General features: G+C 73.4%; 14 protein-coding genes and 1 pseudogene. 7 read left to right on the top strand and 8 right to left on the bottom strand.

Going from position 1 to position 17,103, the window contains the following annotated elements:
* Positions 1–67: 67 nt before the first annotated feature.
* Positions 68–1,309 (bottom strand): annotated as a pseudogene (locus AOQ37_RS38525) (discoidin domain-containing protein); the annotation flags it as partial.
* Between the two features lie 535 nt (positions 1,310–1,844).
* Here AOQ37_RS38525 and AOQ37_RS09835 point away from each other — a divergent pair.
* Positions 1,845–4,214: a SpoIIE family protein phosphatase gene (locus tag AOQ37_RS09835; protein ID WP_062643311.1), complete on the top strand. Its 2,370-nt coding sequence runs from the start codon at positions 1,845–1,847 to the stop codon at positions 4,212–4,214.
* 72 nt (positions 4,215–4,286) lie between these two features.
* Complete coding sequence (locus AOQ37_RS09830; RefSeq protein ID WP_062643309.1) at positions 4,287–5,582, top strand: arsenic transporter; 1,296 nt, start codon at positions 4,287–4,289, stop codon at positions 5,580–5,582.
* Positions 5,583–5,591: 9 nt separating this feature from the next.
* Here the strand turns inward: AOQ37_RS09830 and AOQ37_RS09825 are convergent, their stop codons facing one another.
* Both AOQ37_RS09825 and AOQ37_RS09820 read right to left on the bottom strand, forming a co-directional pair.
* Positions 5,592–7,625 carry an RICIN domain-containing protein gene (locus tag AOQ37_RS09825; RefSeq protein WP_199824974.1) on the bottom strand — a complete coding sequence of 678 codons (2,034 nt, stop codon included), beginning with the start codon at positions 7,623–7,625 and terminating at the stop codon, positions 5,592–5,594.
* 303 nt (positions 7,626–7,928) lie between these two features.
* The gene (locus AOQ37_RS09820; protein ID WP_199824969.1) at positions 7,929–8,891 is read right to left on the bottom strand and encodes an AraC family transcriptional regulator; all 963 of its coding nucleotides are present in this window, start codon (positions 8,889–8,891) and stop codon (positions 7,929–7,931) included.
* 69 nt (positions 8,892–8,960) lie between these two features.
* Here AOQ37_RS09820 and AOQ37_RS09815 point away from each other — a divergent pair, with 69 nt between their 5' ends.
* Entirely contained in the window at positions 8,961–9,782 is an 822-nt protein-coding gene (locus tag AOQ37_RS09815) for a phytanoyl-CoA dioxygenase family protein (protein WP_062643305.1), read from the top strand.
* 173 nt (positions 9,783–9,955) lie between these two features.
* Here the strand turns inward: AOQ37_RS09815 and AOQ37_RS09810 are convergent, their stop codons facing one another.
* Together AOQ37_RS09810 and AOQ37_RS09805 are read right to left on the bottom strand one after the other, a co-directional pair.
* Positions 9,956–10,471, bottom strand: a complete 516-nt coding sequence (locus AOQ37_RS09810; protein ID WP_062643303.1) for a flavoprotein — start codon at positions 10,469–10,471, stop codon at positions 9,956–9,958.
* A 9-nt stretch (positions 10,472–10,480) separates the two neighbouring features.
* Positions 10,481–10,942 (bottom strand): nuclear transport factor 2 family protein, encoded by a 462-nt coding sequence (locus AOQ37_RS09805; RefSeq protein ID WP_062643301.1) that lies wholly within the window; start codon positions 10,940–10,942, stop codon positions 10,481–10,483.
* A gap of 143 nt (positions 10,943–11,085) precedes the next feature.
* Between AOQ37_RS09805 and AOQ37_RS09800 the strand changes: the two genes are divergently transcribed.
* Positions 11,086–11,631, top strand: coding sequence for a TetR/AcrR family transcriptional regulator (locus AOQ37_RS09800; RefSeq protein ID WP_062643299.1), 546 nt, complete (start codon positions 11,086–11,088; stop codon positions 11,629–11,631).
* 75 nt (positions 11,632–11,706) lie between these two features.
* On the opposite strand, the gene AOQ37_RS09795 is transcribed toward AOQ37_RS09800, so the two are convergent.
* Positions 11,707–11,910 carry a ferredoxin gene (locus tag AOQ37_RS09795; protein WP_062643298.1) on the bottom strand — a complete coding sequence of 68 codons (204 nt, stop codon included), beginning with the start codon at positions 11,908–11,910 and terminating at the stop codon, positions 11,707–11,709.
* A gap of 9 nt (positions 11,911–11,919) precedes the next feature.
* A complete protein-coding gene (locus AOQ37_RS09790) occupies positions 11,920–13,227 on the bottom strand; it encodes a cytochrome P450 (protein WP_234436851.1) in 1,308 nt (435 codons plus the stop codon).
* A gap of 300 nt (positions 13,228–13,527) precedes the next feature.
* Here AOQ37_RS09790 and AOQ37_RS09785 point away from each other — a divergent pair, with 300 nt between their 5' ends.
* The gene (locus tag AOQ37_RS09785; RefSeq protein ID WP_062643296.1) at positions 13,528–14,151 is read left to right on the top strand and encodes a LysE family transporter; all 624 of its coding nucleotides are present in this window, start codon (positions 13,528–13,530) and stop codon (positions 14,149–14,151) included.
* A 117-nt stretch (positions 14,152–14,268) separates the two neighbouring features.
* Positions 14,269–14,718 carry a nitroreductase family deazaflavin-dependent oxidoreductase gene (locus tag AOQ37_RS09780; RefSeq protein WP_062643294.1) on the top strand — a complete coding sequence of 150 codons (450 nt, stop codon included), beginning with the start codon at positions 14,269–14,271 and terminating at the stop codon, positions 14,716–14,718.
* 135 nt (positions 14,719–14,853) lie between these two features.
* On the opposite strand, the gene AOQ37_RS09775 is transcribed toward AOQ37_RS09780, so the two are convergent.
* Positions 14,854–15,945: a cation diffusion facilitator family transporter gene (locus AOQ37_RS09775; protein ID WP_107085152.1), complete on the bottom strand. Its 1,092-nt coding sequence runs from the start codon at positions 15,943–15,945 to the stop codon at positions 14,854–14,856.
* Positions 15,946–16,070: 125 nt separating this feature from the next.
* Between AOQ37_RS09775 and AOQ37_RS09770 the strand changes: the two genes are divergently transcribed.
* A complete protein-coding gene (locus AOQ37_RS09770) occupies positions 16,071–17,090 on the top strand; it encodes a glutathione S-transferase family protein (RefSeq protein WP_062643291.1) in 1,020 nt (339 codons plus the stop codon).
* Positions 17,091–17,103 lie beyond the last annotated feature (13 nt).

Here is a 17,103-nt window from a genome sequence, read left to right as displayed (position 1 = left end):
CCGGCCGGGCCGTCGGGGATCGGGGGCTCGCGGGCTCTGGGACTCACGGGCTCACGGGCTCACGGGCTCAGGCCTCCGGCCTGGTGATGCGGATAGCTCCTCGGGCCGTGCCGGGCGCGGCGCTGGTCGGGGTCAGCCGCAGCGCGGAGCCGCGGACCGGGTCGAAGGTGAGAGCCGTCGGCGTGTCCGAGGCCGTGGCCCGGTCCACGGTCGCCCCGGTGACCGGCACATGGCGTTCGCCGTCCCAGATCTCCGCCTCGACCGCCGCGGGCAGACTGTGCGTGGCGTCGACGGTGAAGTACACCTCGACCCGGTCGAAGTCCCGGGTGCGCCCGTAGTCCACGCTGACCCAGTCCCGCGGCCGGGCGGCGCCGAAGGCGGGCAGCAGGGCGGTGGCCGCCTTGAGGAAGGCGTTGGACCAGCCGGTTGCCGTCGCCGTCCAACAGGGCCGCGGGCAGGGTGTCCGGTCGACCGGAGTAACTGGCGTCCGCAGAGGGGTGGTTCACCGGCGCCGGGAGGTCGGGAGCGAAGGCGGCGGCCAGGGTGGTCGCCTTCGCGCGGACGGGTGTGGTGCGCACGGTGGCGGTGCCCCGGCGCAGACCGTCCCCGCAGGCGGTCACCTTCAGGGTCCCGGCCCCGGTGCCGGAACGCACGATGGCGAGGGCCTTGCCGTGGAACGCGGTGCGGGTGGTGGCCTGGTGGCGCTCGGCGCTCTCCTGCCGCCCGTTGTCGAGTCCTGTCAGCGAGCCGCCGCTCACCTCGAAGGAGAGGTCAGGTGCGGCTTGCCCGCGCTGCCCTTCGGACTGGTGTGACTGCCGCGGTAGGGACCGGTGGTGAAGGTCTTGTCGTCGCCGGTGGCCTCGGTGGTCTCCAGGTAGGTGCGGCCGTCGACGGTCCTCTTGGTGTCGAACCTCCGGACGCCCAGGGACGTTCCGTCGAGGTACAGCTCCACGGTGTCGGCGTTGGAGCAGGCCCACACCTCGACCGTGTCGCCCCTCTCGTGGTTCCAGGTCATCGGCAGCAGATGGACCATCGGTTCGCCGGTCCACCGGCTCCGGAAGAGGCGGTACATGCCCTTCGGGAACCCGGCCGCGTCGACCGCGCCGAAGAAGGACGCCTGCACCGGGAAGACGTCGTACGGGGTGGGCTCGCCGATGTAGTCGATGCCGGACCACAGGAACTGACCCGTGAACCACTTCCGGTCGCGGTCCTGCTTGAGCCCCTACTCGCCGCTCACGGTCCAGGAGGCGAGGTTGTTGTCGTACGAGGAGGTGGCCCGCCTGCCCGGGGTGCGGTTCTCGCCGGTGTCGCTCCAGTCGTGCGGAACCGACACCGCGCGCCAGGTCGAGTCGTCGCGGCCGGGCTCGGCGGCGTCCGCGTACCGCCCGGTCGGGTCGGTGATCCCGCCCGGGTTCACCAGCGCGAAGCGCCAGCCGTCGCGCAGCGCGACCGTCCGGCGGCCGGAGGCGCGCACGGCGTCCGCGGCGGCGCGCGCCGCCGGTGTGCCGCAAAGCGCTCCGGCGGCCGGAGCGGCCGCGGACGCGAGAAGGACCGATCTGCGAGTGACCGTCATGGTCGGCTCTCCCTCATCAGGAACCAGAAGTACTCACAACTGATCGTGAACAAACAGAATCTGACGACGGGCCGCTCCTGCCCGTCAAGGGGCCCGGCAGCGGCCGCCCGGTCCCGATGGCAGGACCGGCCGGTTTTGGCCCTTGACCCCGGCGGGAACTCGCTGTTCAGCCGAGCTGCGGGGGTTCCTGTCCGCATCGGAGCGGGACACACTAGGCTGGAACGGAAGTGACGTACCTGTTCACTGTGAGTGTCCGCGATGGAGTGCCGAGATGAGCCCGGAGTATCCGTTCGACGAGGCCGCGACGGCCCGGGCCGTCGTCGACGAGTCGGGCGCGCTCATCGGGTGGAACGAGGGCGCCCGGGTCCTGTTGGGCTGGTCCCCGGCCGACGTGCTGGGCCGGCCCGCCGCGGAACTGGTGGCCGACGGGACCCCCGACTTCACCGGCGCGCGCTGGGACGGAACGGTCACTTTGCGCCATCGCGACGGCCGCCCCGTCCAGGTGTGGCTGCTCGCCCACCGCGTCCCCGCCGACACCGGTGAACCGGCGCGCTGGCTCGTCGTCACCCCGCTGACGGGAGCCGGGCCCGGCTCCTCGGAGACCCTCCTCGCCGCGGCGGGGCTGGTCCAGTCCCCCTGCGCCGTGGCCGTCTACGACGAACGGCTGCGGCTGCGCCGCATCAACGACGCGATGCGTGAGGTCATCGGGCTGCCCGAGGAACGCATCCGGGGGCTGCGGCTCGCCGAGATAGGCGGCGGGCCGCAGAGCACGGAGCTCGAACAGGCCATGCTGCGGGTGCTCACCAGCGGGCGGCCGCACGAGGTGCAGACGTACACGCGCACCGGCGGCGAGTCACGGGCGCACGCCTGGCTGGCCCGGATGGCGCCCGTCACCGACGGTGAGGGCCGGATCCGCGGCGTGTGTCTGTCCGCGCACGACTTCACCGAGAACTACCTCGCCCGCGAGCGGCTCCAGCTGGTCAACGAGGCCAGCGTGCGCATCGGCAGCACCCTCGACGTCATCCGGACGGCCCAGGAGCTGGCGGAGGTCTGCGTGCCCGCGCTCGCCGACTTCGTCAGCGTCGACCTGCTCGACCCGCAGGACGGCGGGGAGCTGCCGAGCCGGTTCAGCCCGCCGGTGGGACTGCGGCGCGCCGCGCACCACTCGGTGAACGTCGGCAGCCCGGAGGCGATCGCCAAGCCCGGCGAGGTACAGCGGTACCCGACCGGGTCGCCGCAGGCCGACTCCCTGGTCGCGGGGCACACCATCATCGGCACCCTGGCGGACGGCGGTCTGGACGCCTGGCTCGCCTGGGACCCCGCGCGCGGCGCCCGGGTGCGGGAGCTGGACATCCACTCCACGATGTCCGTGCCGATCCAGGCACGCGGTATGACGCTCGGCGTCGCCGTCCTCACCCGGTTCCACCGGCCGGACCCCTTCACCCCGGACGACGTCCTGCTGGCCGAGGAGATCACGGCCCGGGCCGCCGTCTGCATCGACAACGCCCGCCGGTTCTCCCGCGAACGCGAGACGGCCCTCGCCCTCCAGCGCAGTCTGCTGCCGCGCACCCTGCCGCGCACCGCAGCCGTCGACGCCTCCTCCCGCTATCTGCCGGCCGCCCGTGCCGGGGTCGGCGGCGACTGGTTCGACGTGATCCCGCTGTCCGGGATGCGCGTCGCCATGGTCGTCGGGGACGTCATCGGGCACGGCGTCCAGGCCTCGGCCACCATGGGCAGGCTGCGCACCGCCGTACGCACGCTCGCCGACATCGACCTCGCCCCCGACGAGCTGCTCACGCACCTGGACGACCTGGTCGTCCGGCTGTCGGAGGAGGCGGGCGGCGAGGGCAGCCCCGGCGAGGTCGGCGCCAGCTGTCTGTACGCGGTGTACGACCCCGTGTCGCGACGCTGCACGATGGCCCGGGCGGGCCACCCCCCGCCCGTGGTGCTGCGGCCGAACGGCCCGGCCCGGCGGGTCGAGCTGCCCGCCGGACCCGCGCTGGGCCTGGGCGGACTGCCGTTCGAGTCGGCCGAGCTGGAGCTCGCCGAGGGCTCGGTGCTCGCCTTCTACACCGACGGCCTGATCGAGTCCCGCGAGCGCGACGTGGACGCCGGTCTGCGGCTGCTGAGCGAGACGCTGGCCGCGTACGCGGACTCGCTGGACGAGACCTGCGACCGTATCCTGCACGCCCTGCTCCCGCCCGGCGGCGCCGCCGACGACGTGGCCCTGCTGCTCGCGCGCACCCGGGGCCTGCCCGCCTCCCAGGTCGCGACCTGGGACATCCCCGCCGACCCCTCGCTGGTCGCGCCCATCCGCAGACAAGCGGTCGACCAGCTCGCCCGCTGGGAACTGAGCGAGGCGTCCTTCACCACCGAGCTGGTGGTGAGCGAACTGGTCACCAACGCCATCCGCTACGGTTCCCACCCCATCCGGCTCCGGCTGATCCACGACGCGACCACGCTGATCTGCGAGGTGTCCGACACCAGCCACACCGCCCCGCATCTGCGCCGGGCGAAGACCTGGGACGAGGGCGGCCGCGGCCTGCTGCTGGTCGCCCAGCTCACCCAGCGCTGGGGCAGCCGGCACACCCCCGAGGGCAAGACCATCTGGGCGGAGCTGAGCCTGCTCGACGAGGAGTGAGGCGGCCTCCCGGTCACTTGGCGGGCGCTTTACCCGCACGTGTTTTCATGGACGGGCACCCGGACCAGTCAGATGGGCGGGCACCACCGCACCCCGTTTCCGGAGATCCACATCAGCACGCCGCTCGCCGAGACACTGTCCGTCGTCCTGCTCGCCGCCGCCCTGGGATGGGCCGTGCTGCGCCCCGCAGGACGGTCCGAGGCACTCGTCGCCGTTCCCGCCGCCGCGCTGGTGATCGCCCTGGGGGCGGTCTCGCCGGAGCACGCGCTGGCGGAGGCCGAACGGCTCGGACCGGTCGTCGGCTTTCTCGCGGCCGTACTGGTGCTGGCGCACCTGTGCGACGTCGAGGGCCTCTTCACGGCCTGCGGGGCGTGGATGGCCCGGCGGTCGGCGGGCAGCCCCCGGCGCCTGCTGGTCGCCGTGTTCGGTCTGGCCTCGGTGATCACCGCCGTGCTCAGTCTGGACGCGACCGTGGTGCTGCTGACGCCGGTGGTGTTCGCCACCGCCGCCCGGATGGGTGTGCGGGCCAGGCCGCACGTCTACGCGTGCGCGCACCTGTCGAACACCGCTTCGCTGCTGCTGCCGGTCTCCAACCTCACCAACCTGCTGGCGTTCGAGGCGAGCGGGCTGAGCTTCACCCGGTTCGCCGCCCTGATGGCGCTGCCCTGGGTGGTCGCGATCGGCGCCGAGTACCTGGTCTTCCGGCGCTTCTTCGCCGACGACCTGCCCGCCGCCGAGCTCGCGGCCGACGACGGTCCGGCGCCCGAGCTGCCGCTGTTCGCGCTGGTCACCGTCGCCTGCACCCTCGTCGGTTTCGTGGTGGCGTCGGCCGTCGGGATCGAACCGGCCTGGGCCGCGTTCGCCGGTGCCCTGGTCATGGCCGGACGCGCGCTGCTGCGGCGGCGGGTGACACCGGTCGCCGTGGTGCGGGCCGCCGCGCCGGGGTTCCTGGCGTTCGTGCTGGCGCTCGGCGTCGTGGTGCGCGCGGTCGTCGACAACGGGCTCGCCGACGCGCTGGGGAACGTGCTGCCCGACCGGTCGGGCCTGCTCGCCCTGCTCGCCGTCGCCGCGCTGGCCGCCGTCCTGGCCAATCTGATCAACAACCTGCCCGCGGTGCTGGTCCTGGTGCCGCTCGCCGTCCCGGCCGGGACCGGGGCGGTGCTCGCCGTGCTGCTCGGGGTGAACATCGGCCCCAACCTCACCTACGCCGGATCGCTGGCGACGCTGCTGTGGCGGCGTGTGGTGCAGGCGCGGAAGGAACGGGTCGGGCTCGGGGAGTTCACCCGGCTGGGGCTGCTCACGGTGCCGGCCGCGCTGGTCCCGGCCGTCGTGGCACTGTGGGCCTCGCTCCAGGTGGTCGGCGTCTGACCGCTCGGGTCAGCGGCGCGCGCCGCCGTCCCAGGAGCCCGAGCCGTACCCCCCGCCGCCGTAGCCGTGTCCCGCACCGCCGGACGCGTCCGACCCGCCGCCCCACGAGCAGTAGTCGTCCGTGCCGTACGGGCAGGACGCGCTGTCCGAGGCCGAGGAGGAGCCGGTCGGACTCGTGGTGGCCTGCGTGGCGGACGGCGTCGGCGTGGCCGCCGGGGACTTCGCGGCCCGCGGGGTCGGGGTCGCCGCCGGCGCGTCCGAGGCGGTGCTGTCGGCGCCCCAGTTGACGAACTGCATCTGCGGGTCGGGCTGCGAGGTGTCGATCACCCAGCGCTGGGCGGCGCTGTCCACCCGGTTCTTCAGGACGAGCGCACCCGATCCGTCGGTGGCGGCGGGCGCCAGCGCGAGGTTCTGGCCCGAGCGCGGGACGAGCGTGCCCTGGAGCGTGAAGTCGTAGCGGACGTTCCTGGGGTCGGGCTGGGAGGCGCCCGCGCACGGGGCCAGCCGCACCGAGAACCCCAGGTGGGAGTCGAGGCACAGATCGGCGTCGGCGGCGCTGCGCACCAGGCCGTCCGGCTCGTACGACCACTGCTGGCCGGCCACGGCGGAGCAGGCGGCGAGTCCGGTCTCGGCGCCGCTGACGGCCTTGGTGCCGACGATGGCGATGCACAGCCCGGAGGCCGCGTTGTGCAGACGGCCGCGCAGGGTGCCCTGGGCGTCCTCACCGACGTCGACCCAGGACGGGTCGGAGGTGGCCGTGTCCGTCCCGGGGGCCGGGGTCCTCGCCGTCCCGGCGGCGGCGGTGGGCGCCGTCGCTTCGCCGTCGTCGAGGGCGGCCCACACCACGAGCGGCAGCACGACCAGCCCGCTGACGGTCAGCACGGCGGCGGCGAGGTTGCGGCGGCGGGCACGGCGGGCGGCCTTCTGGGCCGAACGGCTCCCGCCCGGCCGGGCGTCGGCACCGGACGCGGCACCGGACCCGGGACGGGCGGCGGCACGGCCGGCGGGGCGGGCGGCGGCGCCGACCCGTGATCCGATACGGGCGAGCGCCCCGCGGCGCAGCCCGGCACGGCGGGAGCCCGGGCCCGCTCCGGCCGGGCCGCCGGGCGCGGCGGGGGCGGCGGCAGCGGCGGGGGTCCCGTCGGTGAAGGCCTCGCCCGCGTAGCTCCGCGGCTCCTCGGCAGGGGTCCCGACGGGTTCGCCGTCGCCGGCCACCCTGACCTCCACGTAGGCCGCCGCGGCCCAGCCCAGGATGCCCTCGGCCAGGGCGGCGCCGAGCAGACCCTCGAACTGGCGCAGCTGGTCGGCGGTGTGCAGACAGTGCCGGCACCGCTCCAGATGACCGCGCAGATCGGGGTCGAGGTCGGCGCCGCCGCGTCGGCAGGTGACGTCCAGCAGCCGGTCGTAGCGGTGGCACTCGTCGTCGGTGGCGAGTTCGCGGTGCACCTGGAGGCACTCCTCGCGCAGCCGCTCGCGGGCCCGGCGCAGTTCGACCCGCGCGCCCTCCTCCTCGAGGCCGAGCAGTCCGGCCGGTACCGCCAGGGGCTCGGCCTCGACCTCGATGTGCCAGAGCAGGCAGCGCGCGGACTGGGGCAGCCGCTGGAACGCACGGGACAGGATGCGCCGGTTGAGCGGCGGAAGCAGCCGAGCGGCGGCGCGGTCGCCGTCCTCGCCCTCGGCGCGCAGCGCCGGGTGCAGCAGGTCACGGCGGCCGTCGGCGTCCCATTCACCGGCGATGCGGCGCACGGTCACCAGCAGATGCGGGCGCCACGCGGCGGTCGGCCCGTTCTGCCGCAGGCTCTCACCGAAAAGCCGGGTGAAGGCGGCCGTGGTGAGCATGCCCGCCGCGCGTTCGCCGTCGGTGCACAGCCGCGCGTAGGCGAAGGCGGCCGCCCAATGGCGGTCCAGCAGCTCACCGACGGGATGCAGTGCGGGGGACGCCCCCGTCCACTTCTTCAGTTCGGAGCTCAACTGTTCGTCCGTCGCGTCGAAGCGGCGCGCCGAAGGGGAATTCGACAGGCCTGCGTCATTCACGATCTGCATTCCTTCCGGGGGCATGCGGCATAAAGTCCATACCATCGGGTATGCGACCCCGCCCAGGAAGCGGGATCGACTCGCACAGGGTTCGGCACCTCGAACGTCCGCGGGGGGTACCGCTCTTTTGAAGCGTGGGGGGTGTGAACGGGAGGTGTCTCGTGCGCACCGGGAAATCGTTGTCCGTGCGCCGACAGGCCTCACCTTCGCACAGCCGGACCAGGCGGAACAAGGGATCCCGCGGTTTCGTGCATTGCGGTTCGGACCGAATGGCTTTGACGGAACGTCAATGGCGGAACACCTGTGGGGTGGTCACTGTATGGGTGTCCCTTTTGGTGCCTCTTTCGACGTGCCTTTCAGGACGGTAATTTCCGGACGCATTCCGTCCCGGTACGCGCCCGGCGGTGCGCCGTGCCGGGCGCGGAAGACGCGGCTGAAGTGGAACGCGCTCGCGAAGCCCGAGGCCGACGCCACCCGTTCCACCGACAGATCGGTGCCCTCCAACAACCGGGCGGCGTGGCGCAGTCGTGTCTCGAGCAGCGCCCGCATCGGGGAGTGGCCGACCTGCTCCGTGAAGAGATGCGCGAAGCGCGAGGGCGACAGCGCGACCTCCGCGGCGAGCGAGCGGACGGTGTGCGCGGCGCCGGGATCCGCCGCCATCCGCGCCTGCGCCCGGCGCACCCGGTCGTCCAGGCCGGGCGGGGCGGCGGGAGGCCGGGCCGAGGCGGCTGCCAGCAGAACGGCCTCCTCCAGTCCGCACAGGGCGAGTTCGCGGGCCGCGGAGCCCCGTGCCACGACGATGCCCAGGTCACCGGCCGGCGTTTCGGCGCCGGTCCAGCGGGCGTCGGCGTGCAACCGCCGCCAGGTTCCCTCCATCCGCGTGTGCAGGGCGGCCGGGACGGGTCCGACGGCGTACAGGCCGTCCGGCCCGTCGCCGGTGGCGTACGGGCGGAGCCAGGGTGTCCACGAGGGCCGGGCCTGGCAGTGGGCCCACCAGAACCGCCAGTGCCGGGCGCCCGGTTCGACGGCGTAGGCGTGCGGGACGCCCGGCGCGAGCACCACCAGGTCGCCCGCGCCCGCCCCTGCCTCGCTCCCGCCCTGCCGCAGTCTGCCGCGCCCGCCCGTCGTCCAGGTGATCAGCCAACTGTCCGACCCCTGAGGCCGGTTGACGCCGTACCCCGCCCCCTCGTCGAAATGAGCGACCACCACGTGACCGGGCGGCGGGGACGGATCCGCGGGCCCGGCGGCAGTCCTGGGCAGGTCGTCAGCACGCATGGGCATCCTCCCGGGGGGCGCGTCGGCCTAGCGTTGCGGGTCGAGGCCAGTGGAACGAGGAGGGAAAGTATGACCGTCACTGACACCGGCGCCGCCGGCACACCCGTGCTGACCCCGGCGGGGCTGCGGCAGTACCGGGAGGACGGCTTCACCGTCGTACGCGGGCTGTTCGGCCGCGACGAGGTCGACCGGCTGTGCGCGGGGTTCACGCGGTTGCACGCGGCCGGTCCGGTACCCGGGCACTTCGAGCCGCGCCCCGGCGCCACCGACCCGCTGCACGTGTACCCGAGGGTGATGCACCCGCACGAGATCAGCCCCCTCGCCCGGCAGGTGCTGCTGGACGCGCGGCTGCGCGAGGTGCTGGAGACGCTGCTCGGCGAGGAGGTGCTGGCGGCGCAGAGCATGTTCTATTTCAAGCCGCCGGGCGCCCGGGGCCAGGCGCTGCACCAGGACAACTTCTATCTGCGGGTCGAACCGGGCACCTGCGTGGCGGCCTGGCTGGCCTGTGACGTGATCGACCGGGACAACGGCGGGCTGGAGGTCGTGCCCGGCACCCACCGGACGGGGCTGTTCTGCCCGGAGGAGGCGGACGCGGAGGTGTCGTTCGCGCGCGAGTACGTGCCGCCGCCGCCCGGGCTCGCCGCGGTGCCCGTCGACATGGCGCCGGGCGACGTGCTGTTCTTCAACGGCAGCCTGGTGCACGGGTCGGGCCCCAACCGCAGCGCGGACCGCTTCCGGCGGTCGTTCATCGGGCACTACACCGGACGGTCGGCGCGGCGGATCGGCCGGTACTACCGGACGCTCTCCATGAGCGGTGCGCGGGTGCCGCTGGCGGTCAGCGAGGGAGCGGGTCCCTGCGGTACCGAATTCGCGCCCCGGGGCCCGCACTAGCGCCCCGCGGGTTCTCCGTTCTCCGACCGCCCGTCCGTCGTTGTTCGTCCGCGGGTCCGTCGTGGCCGGTCGCGGGTCCGTCGTGGCCGGTCGCGTGGTTCCCCGCGCCCCTGACGGCTCGCGCTCCCGGCGGCAGCGCCCCTCACGCGGCGGGCGGGCGCCGCGTCAGGGGCTCATTCGATCAGGTCCAGCGCCCGCTCCCAGCCGAACGCCTCGCCCGGGGCGCCGTCGTACGGGTACCCGAACCGGACGCCCGCGTCCCGCAGCCGTATCAGACTGTCCTGGTAGGCGGGATGGCCCGCGAGGGTCTCGTTCACACAGGGCAGCACCGCCAGCGGGATGCCCAGCCCGACGGCCTCGCACAGGGTGCCCAGGGCGAGGGTGTCGGCGATGCCCGCGGCCCACTTGTTGATGGTGTTGAAGGTGGCCGGGGCGACGACGAGCGCGTCGGGGTCGGGGAACGGCCGCGGGTCGCCGGGGCGCCGCCAGGCGGTGCGGATCGGGCGCCCGGTCTGCGCCTCGACGGCCGCGGTGTCGAAGAAGCCGTTCATGGCGTGCGGCGTCGCGATGACGCCCACGTGCCACTCCCGTTCCTGGGCGGCGGTGATCAGTTCGCCGACATCGGCGGCGATCCCGGCGGCGCAGACGACGACGTAGAGAAAGGGCGGCTGTTCGTCCTGAGCGGTCACCCGCGCACCCTACTCAAGCGGGAAGGACAGCCCGCGTTCGGCCTCGGGGCGCGGCCCGTGGATCCGGCGGTCCGCCTCGTCGATCGGTACGTCGTCGATGCTCGCCTCGCGGCGGGTCATCAGTCCGCGCTCGTCGAACTCCCACAGTTCGTTGCCGTAGCTGCGCCGGCACTGCCCGGTGGCGTCGCGCGACTCGTACTGGAAGCGGACGGCGATGCGGTGGCCGTCGTGGGCCCAGAGGTCCTTGCGGAGCGCGTAGTCGTGCTCACGGGCCCACTTGGCGGTGAGGAACTCGACGATCGCGGCACGGCCGGTGAGGAAGGTGTCCCGGTTGCGCCAGACCGAGTCCTCGGAGTAGGCGAGGGCGACCTTGTGCGGGTCACGGGTGTTCCAGGCGTCCTCCGCGGCCTGGACCTTGCGGGCCGCGGTCTCCCGGGTGAAGGGCGGCAGGGGTGGGCGGGCTTCCGACATGACGGCTCCTGCTCTTCTGGGACGAGAGGGGAAGAGATGACGACGAGCGTCGGAGAACGGGCGTTCTCCGGCGTGACTGCTAAAGTAGAGAACGCACGTTCTCCCGTCAAGGAGCCAGGAATACCGAGGAACGGTGGTCGCCCATGGACAGCGCAACGGCCCGTGAGCAGGCGCTCGACGCCGCCGAGAAGCTGTTCTACGCACGCGGCGTGCAGGCCGTCGGGATGGACGACCTCCGGGGCGCCTCGGGGGTGTCGCTCAAGCGCCTGTACCAACTGTTCCCGGCCAAGGAGCAGTTGGTGGAGGCCTACCTCGAGCGGCGCGACGTGCGCTGGCGCGGGCTGCTCGCGCAGTCCGTCGCCCGGCGGGAAGACCCCCGGGAGCGGATCCTGGCCGTGTTCGACTGGCTGGCGCAGTGGTTCGGCGAGCCGGACTTCCACGGCTGCGCCTGGATCAACGCGTACGGCGAACTGGGTGCGACCTCGGAGCGGGTGGCGGGTCAAGTGCGCTCGCACAAACGGGCGTTCCGGGAGTACCTCGGCGCGCTCGTGGCCGACGCGGGGCTGCCCGACGCGCTCACCGGGCCGCTGTTCCTGCTGGCGGAGGGCGCGATGGTGACCGCCGGGATCGACGGCGGCACCGCCCCGGCGGCCGAGGCCCGCGAGGCGGCGCGGCTGCTGCTGGGCTGAGCGCCGCTCCTCGGGCCGCGGGTCAGCCGTGCGTGACGGAGGCCCGGGACCGGGTCGACCGCGAGGGCGGTGAACTCATCCGGCCGTCGTGGACACCTGGATCGCGCCGACCGGGCAGGCCCGCGCGGCCTCCCGGACCATCGGGTCACCGCCGCCGTCCTCCCGGCCCGGCAGAAGGGCGCTGAAGCCGTCGTCGTCCTGGGTGAAGACGCCCGGGGCGGCCAGCGCGCACTGGCCTGCGCCGATACAGACGCCCGTGTCGATGTGAATGTCCGTCATGGAGGCCCCCTACCAGGTCACGGGGAGTTCCAGCATCCCCTGGATGGTGTCGCCGGGCTTCCAGCGGACCTCGTCGGCGGGCACGGCCAACCGCAGGCCGGGGAGCCGCTCGAAGATCGTGCCGAGGGCGATCTCCAGCTCCGCGCGGGCCAGGTTCTGGCCGAGACACTGGTGGATGCCGAAGCCGAACGCCACGTGGTGGCGCGCGGAGCGGTGCCAGTCGAGGGTGTCCGGCGCGGGGTAGGCGGCCGCGTCCCGGTTGATGACCGAGGTCGCGAAGACCACGCCCTCCCCCGCCCGGATCGTCGTCCCGGCCACCTCGATGTCCTCGGTGGCCAGCCGCAGCAGCCCGTCCGCGATGGACAGCAGCCGCATCAGCTCCTCGACGGCCGCCGGCAGCCGCGAGGGTTCGGCGCGCAGCTCGGCCAGCCGCTCGGGGTGCCGCAGCAGGGTGTAGGTGCCCAGCGAGATCATGTTGGCGGTCGTCTCGTGGCCCGCGACCAGCAGGATCGTGGCCAGGGCGATCGCCTCCTCCCGGTCCACCGTGCCCTCGCGCACCTGCTCGTGGACCAGGGCGTCGAGGACACCGTCACCGGACGGCGCCGCCAGCTTCCGGTCGATCAGCGCGCCGAGGTAGGCGTCGAGCCGGTCGCGCGCCGCACGCACCTCCTCCGGCACCCGGCTGCGCAGCAGCAGCCGCGACTGCGCCTCGAAGAACTCGTGGTCGGCGTACGGGACGCCGAGCAGTTCACAGATCACCGTGGACGGCACGGGCAGCGCGAAGGCGTTGACGAGTTCGGCCGGCGGTCCCTGCGCGAGCATCGCGTCGATGCGCTCGTCGATGATCCGCCGGATGGCCGGGCGCAGGGCGGTGGCGCGTTTGAGGGTGAAGCTCGCCACCAGCAGCCGGCGCTGGGCGTGGTGCTCGGGGTCGTCGACGTTCAGCAGGGCCGACCGGCGGTCGCGCAGCGCCGTGAAGCGGGGCGAGGTCGCCGGATAGCCGGGGCGGGTGCGGTCGGTCGACAGACGGGGGTCGGCGAGCAGGTCGCGGGCCGTCTCGTGCCCGGTGACCAGCCAGACGGCCCGGCCGTCGTAGAGGGTGACGCGGGCCAGTGGACGGGAGTCGCGCAGGGAGTCGTAGGCGGCGGGCGGCTGGTAGGGGCAGGTGCGGTCCTGGGGATAGGCGACGGGAGCCGGACCGCGCCCCGCACCCGCCAGGCCCGCCAGGCCCGTCGGGTACGTCGCGTCGCCGGTGTCCGTCGTGCCGGTGGTGTACGTCGCGCTCGTCCGGTTCGTCGTGTCCGTCGTGTCCGTCATGGGTGACCTCGCAGACGAAGGGTGCGTCATGCCGATCTTCATTAGATGCCCCGGGCATCTATGGGGCGACGCGGAGTTCGGCCAGATCGACCAATGGGGCGATTCGGCCGGAACCATTCGCTCCGAAGGACCGCTGCCGGGGCGGCCGCGGGAAAACCGGTTGCCGTCGGCGGGTCCTCACCCGCAGGATCCGGCCATGTCCACTTTCGACGCCCCGCTGCCGCTGACGCCCGCTCCCGCTCCTGCGGCGTGCGGCCGACAGCAGCCCGGCCGTCCCCGGAGGTCCGATACCGCGCGACCGTGACGGCCGCGCTCGTCGCGGGCCTGGTCGCGGGCTACGGCATCGCCGTACCCGTCGGCGCGGTCGCGACCTACCTGGTCTCCCTCACCGCCCGCACCTCCCTGCGCACCGGTGTGTGTGCCGCGCTCGGCGTCGCCCTCGCGGACGGCTGCTACGCCCTGGTCGCCACCGTCGGGGGCTCCGCCGTCGCCGCGGTCCTGCGGCCGGTCCTGACGCCGCTGCGCTGGGCCTCGGCGCTGGTCCTGCTGGCGCTGGCCGCGCGCGGCGCGGTGGCGGCGGTACGGCAGTACCGGGCCCGGCGGCTCAGCACCCGGTCCGTCCCGCCTCCGCCGAGCCCGAGCCGCGCCTTTCTGAGCCTGTTCGGCATCACCGTCCTCAACCCGACGACCGTGATCTACTTCACCGCCCTGGTGCTCGGCACCGATGGCACCGGCTCAGAACGGCCCCTGGAACAGGGTGTGTTCGCGCTGGCGGCCTTCCTGGCGTCGGCGAGCTGGCAGGTCTCGCTGGCCGGCGGCGGCGCGCTGCTGGGCCGTGCGCTGACCGGCCACCGCGGGCGGCTGGTGACGGCGCTCGTGTCGTGCGCGGTGATGACGGTGCTCGCCGTACGGATGGTGACGTAGGCGGCACCCCGGGCGGATGAATCCCGCGGCCGTGGTTGTTGAAGCGGGTTGCGAGTCGGACGTACGGGACGCTCGCGACACGGCGCGATGACGAAGATGACGAAGGGGAGAGATGCCATGCCTCTCGAAGGCGAGTACGAAGCCAGCCCGACGCAGTGGGTGCGCGAGCAGGTCGAGCGGTACGAGCGCTCCGGCGGCACCGAGGGGACGACGCTGCTCGACACGGGACTGCCCGTCATCCTGCTGACGACCCGGGGCGCGAAGAGCGGGAAGCTGCGCAAGACGCCGTTGATGCGGGTCGAGCACGACGGCCGCTACGCTCTGGTCGCCTCGCTGGGCGGTGCGCCGAAGCACCCGGTCTGGTACCACAACGTCAAGGCCGAGCCCCAGGTGGAGCTCCAGGACGGGACCCTGAAGCAGGACATGACGGCCCGTGAGGTCACCGGCGCGGAGAAGGCCGAGTGGTGGGAGCGGGCCGTCGCCGCGTTCCCGCAGTACGCCGACTACCAGAAGAAGACGGACCGGCAGATCCCGGTGTTCGTCGCGGAGCCCGCCGCCGGGAGCTGAGACGGCACTCTCGGCGCGGGCGCGGAAGGCGCCGCTCCGGGGAGGGTTCCAGCGGTATTCGAGGAATCCTCGAGCGTTTCGTAGAAAAATCTGTCGCGGATACGCATGACGGTGCCCCCACCGGGCACCCGACAGTCAGGCCCCGCCGCGCTCCCCCGTCGCGGCGGGGCTTTCCGCTGTCTCGCCCGCCCCGCGGTCGGTCACATCGAGGAAGATCTGGTCCGCCTCGGGCACCGTCGCCGCGATCGAGCGCTTGATGCGCACGGCGATCTCCTCGACCCGCTCGCTGTCCAGACCCGGCACGAGGTCGACGCGGGCCGCCACCAGGGCCGCGTCGAGTCCCATCTTCATCGTGAACAGCGCTTCCACGCTGTCGATCTCGGGCTGGGCGTCGAGCACCGCGCGGATCCGGGCCCCGGTCTCCGGGTCGGCCGCCTCGCCGATGAGCTGGTCACGGGCCTCGCGTCCGAGCCGGTAGGCCACGTAGACGAGCAGCGCGCCGATCGCCAGGGAGGCGGAGGCCTCCCACACGACCTGCCCGGTCACCATGTGCAGGAACATGCCGATCGCGGCCAGGGTGACGCCGAGCACGGCGGTGCCGTCCTCGGCGACGACCGTGCGCAGGGCCGGATCGCGCAGCGCGGCGGCCCCGCCGCCCTGCTTGCGCACCTGGTGCAGGGCCCGCAGCAGGGAGGCGCCCTCGGCGAGGAAGGCGACGCCGAGCACGATCAGCCCGGCCACATAGCCGGTGAGCGTCTCGTCGACGCCCGACCGGAGCGCCTCGACGCCCTGGAAGAAGGAGAAGCAGCCGCCCATGACGAAGATCCCCACGGCGGCCAGCAGCGACCAGAAGAAGCGTTCCTTGCCGTAGCCGAAGGGGTGCCGTGCGTCGGCCGGACGCCTGCTGCGGCGCAGCGCGGCGAGGAGGAAGACCTCGTTGAGGCTGTCGGCCACGGAGTGCGCCGCCTCCGACAGCAGTGCGGGCGAGCCCGCGAACAGACCGCCCACGGCCTTGGCCACGGCGATCACCAGGTTGGCGGCGAGCGCCACCAGGACGGTGACGCGGGTCTTCCGGTCGGCGTTCGACGAGGGGGAGCCTTCTCCTCCCTCCGGCGCCTTCTCCTCGGCCGCCCTCGTGGGGCTCGTTGCGGTGTCCGTCCCGGCGGTCCGTCCAGCGGTCGGTGCGGCGGTCGATGCGGTGTGGCGCTCTGAAGATGTCCCTGTCACGTTCGCCGACTGCCCAGGCGCATCGAGCTCATACCGTGCCGTCGGCGGAAATCGGGGAACGCGTTGAGCAGGGCACCCACGGGAACAGGACGGTCCGGGAGCACGCGACACCAGCGGGAGGAACCATGAGCGACGGGGGCGACGGCAACAGCGCGTACGGCCACAAGGCGTTCCGGCGGTCCAAGAGCCACTTCACCGACCGCGTCACCGCGGACGCCCGGGACGGCTGGCCGGTGACGGCGGGCCGCTACCGCCTGGTGGTCAGCCGTGCCTGTCCGTGGGCGAGCCGGGCGGTGATCTCCCGGCGTCTGCTGGGTCTGGAGGAGGCGCTGTCGATGGCGATCGCCGACCCGGTCCAGGACGACCGCAGCTGGCGCTTCACCCTCGACCCGGACGGCCGCGACCCCGTGCTCGGCATCCGCTACCTGGCCGAGGCGTACGACCGCCGCGAGCCCGGCCACGGGGACGGCGTCAGCGTGCCCGCGCTCGTGGACGTGCCCAGCGGCGAGCTGGTGACGAACGACTACCAGCAGCTGACCCTGGACCTCGCCACCGAGTGGACGGCCCTGCATCGCGCCGGCGCCCCCGACCTCTACCCCGAACCGCTGCGCGACGAGATCGACTCGGTCATGGCCGACGTCTACGAGGACCTCAACAACGGGGTGTACCGGGCGGGTTTCGCCAGCGGGCAGGACGAGTACGAGCAGGCGTGCGCGGGGGTGTTCCGGCGGCTGGAGCTGCTGGCGTCCCGGCTGGCCCGGCAGCGCTACCTGGTGGGGGACACGATCACCGAGGCGGACATCCGGCTGTTCACCACACTGGTACGTTTCGACGCCGTCTATCACGGCCACTTCAAGTGCAACCGCTGGAAGCTGACGGAGAATCCGGTCCTGTGGGCGTACGCGCGGGATCTCTTCCAGACGCCCGGGTTCGGCGACACCGTCGACTTCGACCACATCAAGCGGCACTACTACCAGGTGCACACCGGCATCAACCCGACCCGGATCGTCCCCGTCGGCCCGGACCTGACCGGCTGGAACGCCGCCCACCACCGTGAGGAACTCGGCGGCAGTCCGTTCGGCACCGGGACACCGCCCGATCCGGTCCGTCCCGACGAGGAGGTTCCGGCGCGGGGACGACCCTGAGACCCGCGTCCAC

The sequence above is a fragment of the Streptomyces maremycinicus genome (assembly GCF_001184025.1).
In the GTDB taxonomy this organism is placed as follows: Bacteria; Actinomycetota; Actinomycetes; order Streptomycetales; family Streptomycetaceae; genus Streptomyces; species Streptomyces maremycinicus.
Note: the sequence above shows the minus strand (reverse complement) of the source record. Positions and strands in the feature narration are given on the sequence as shown.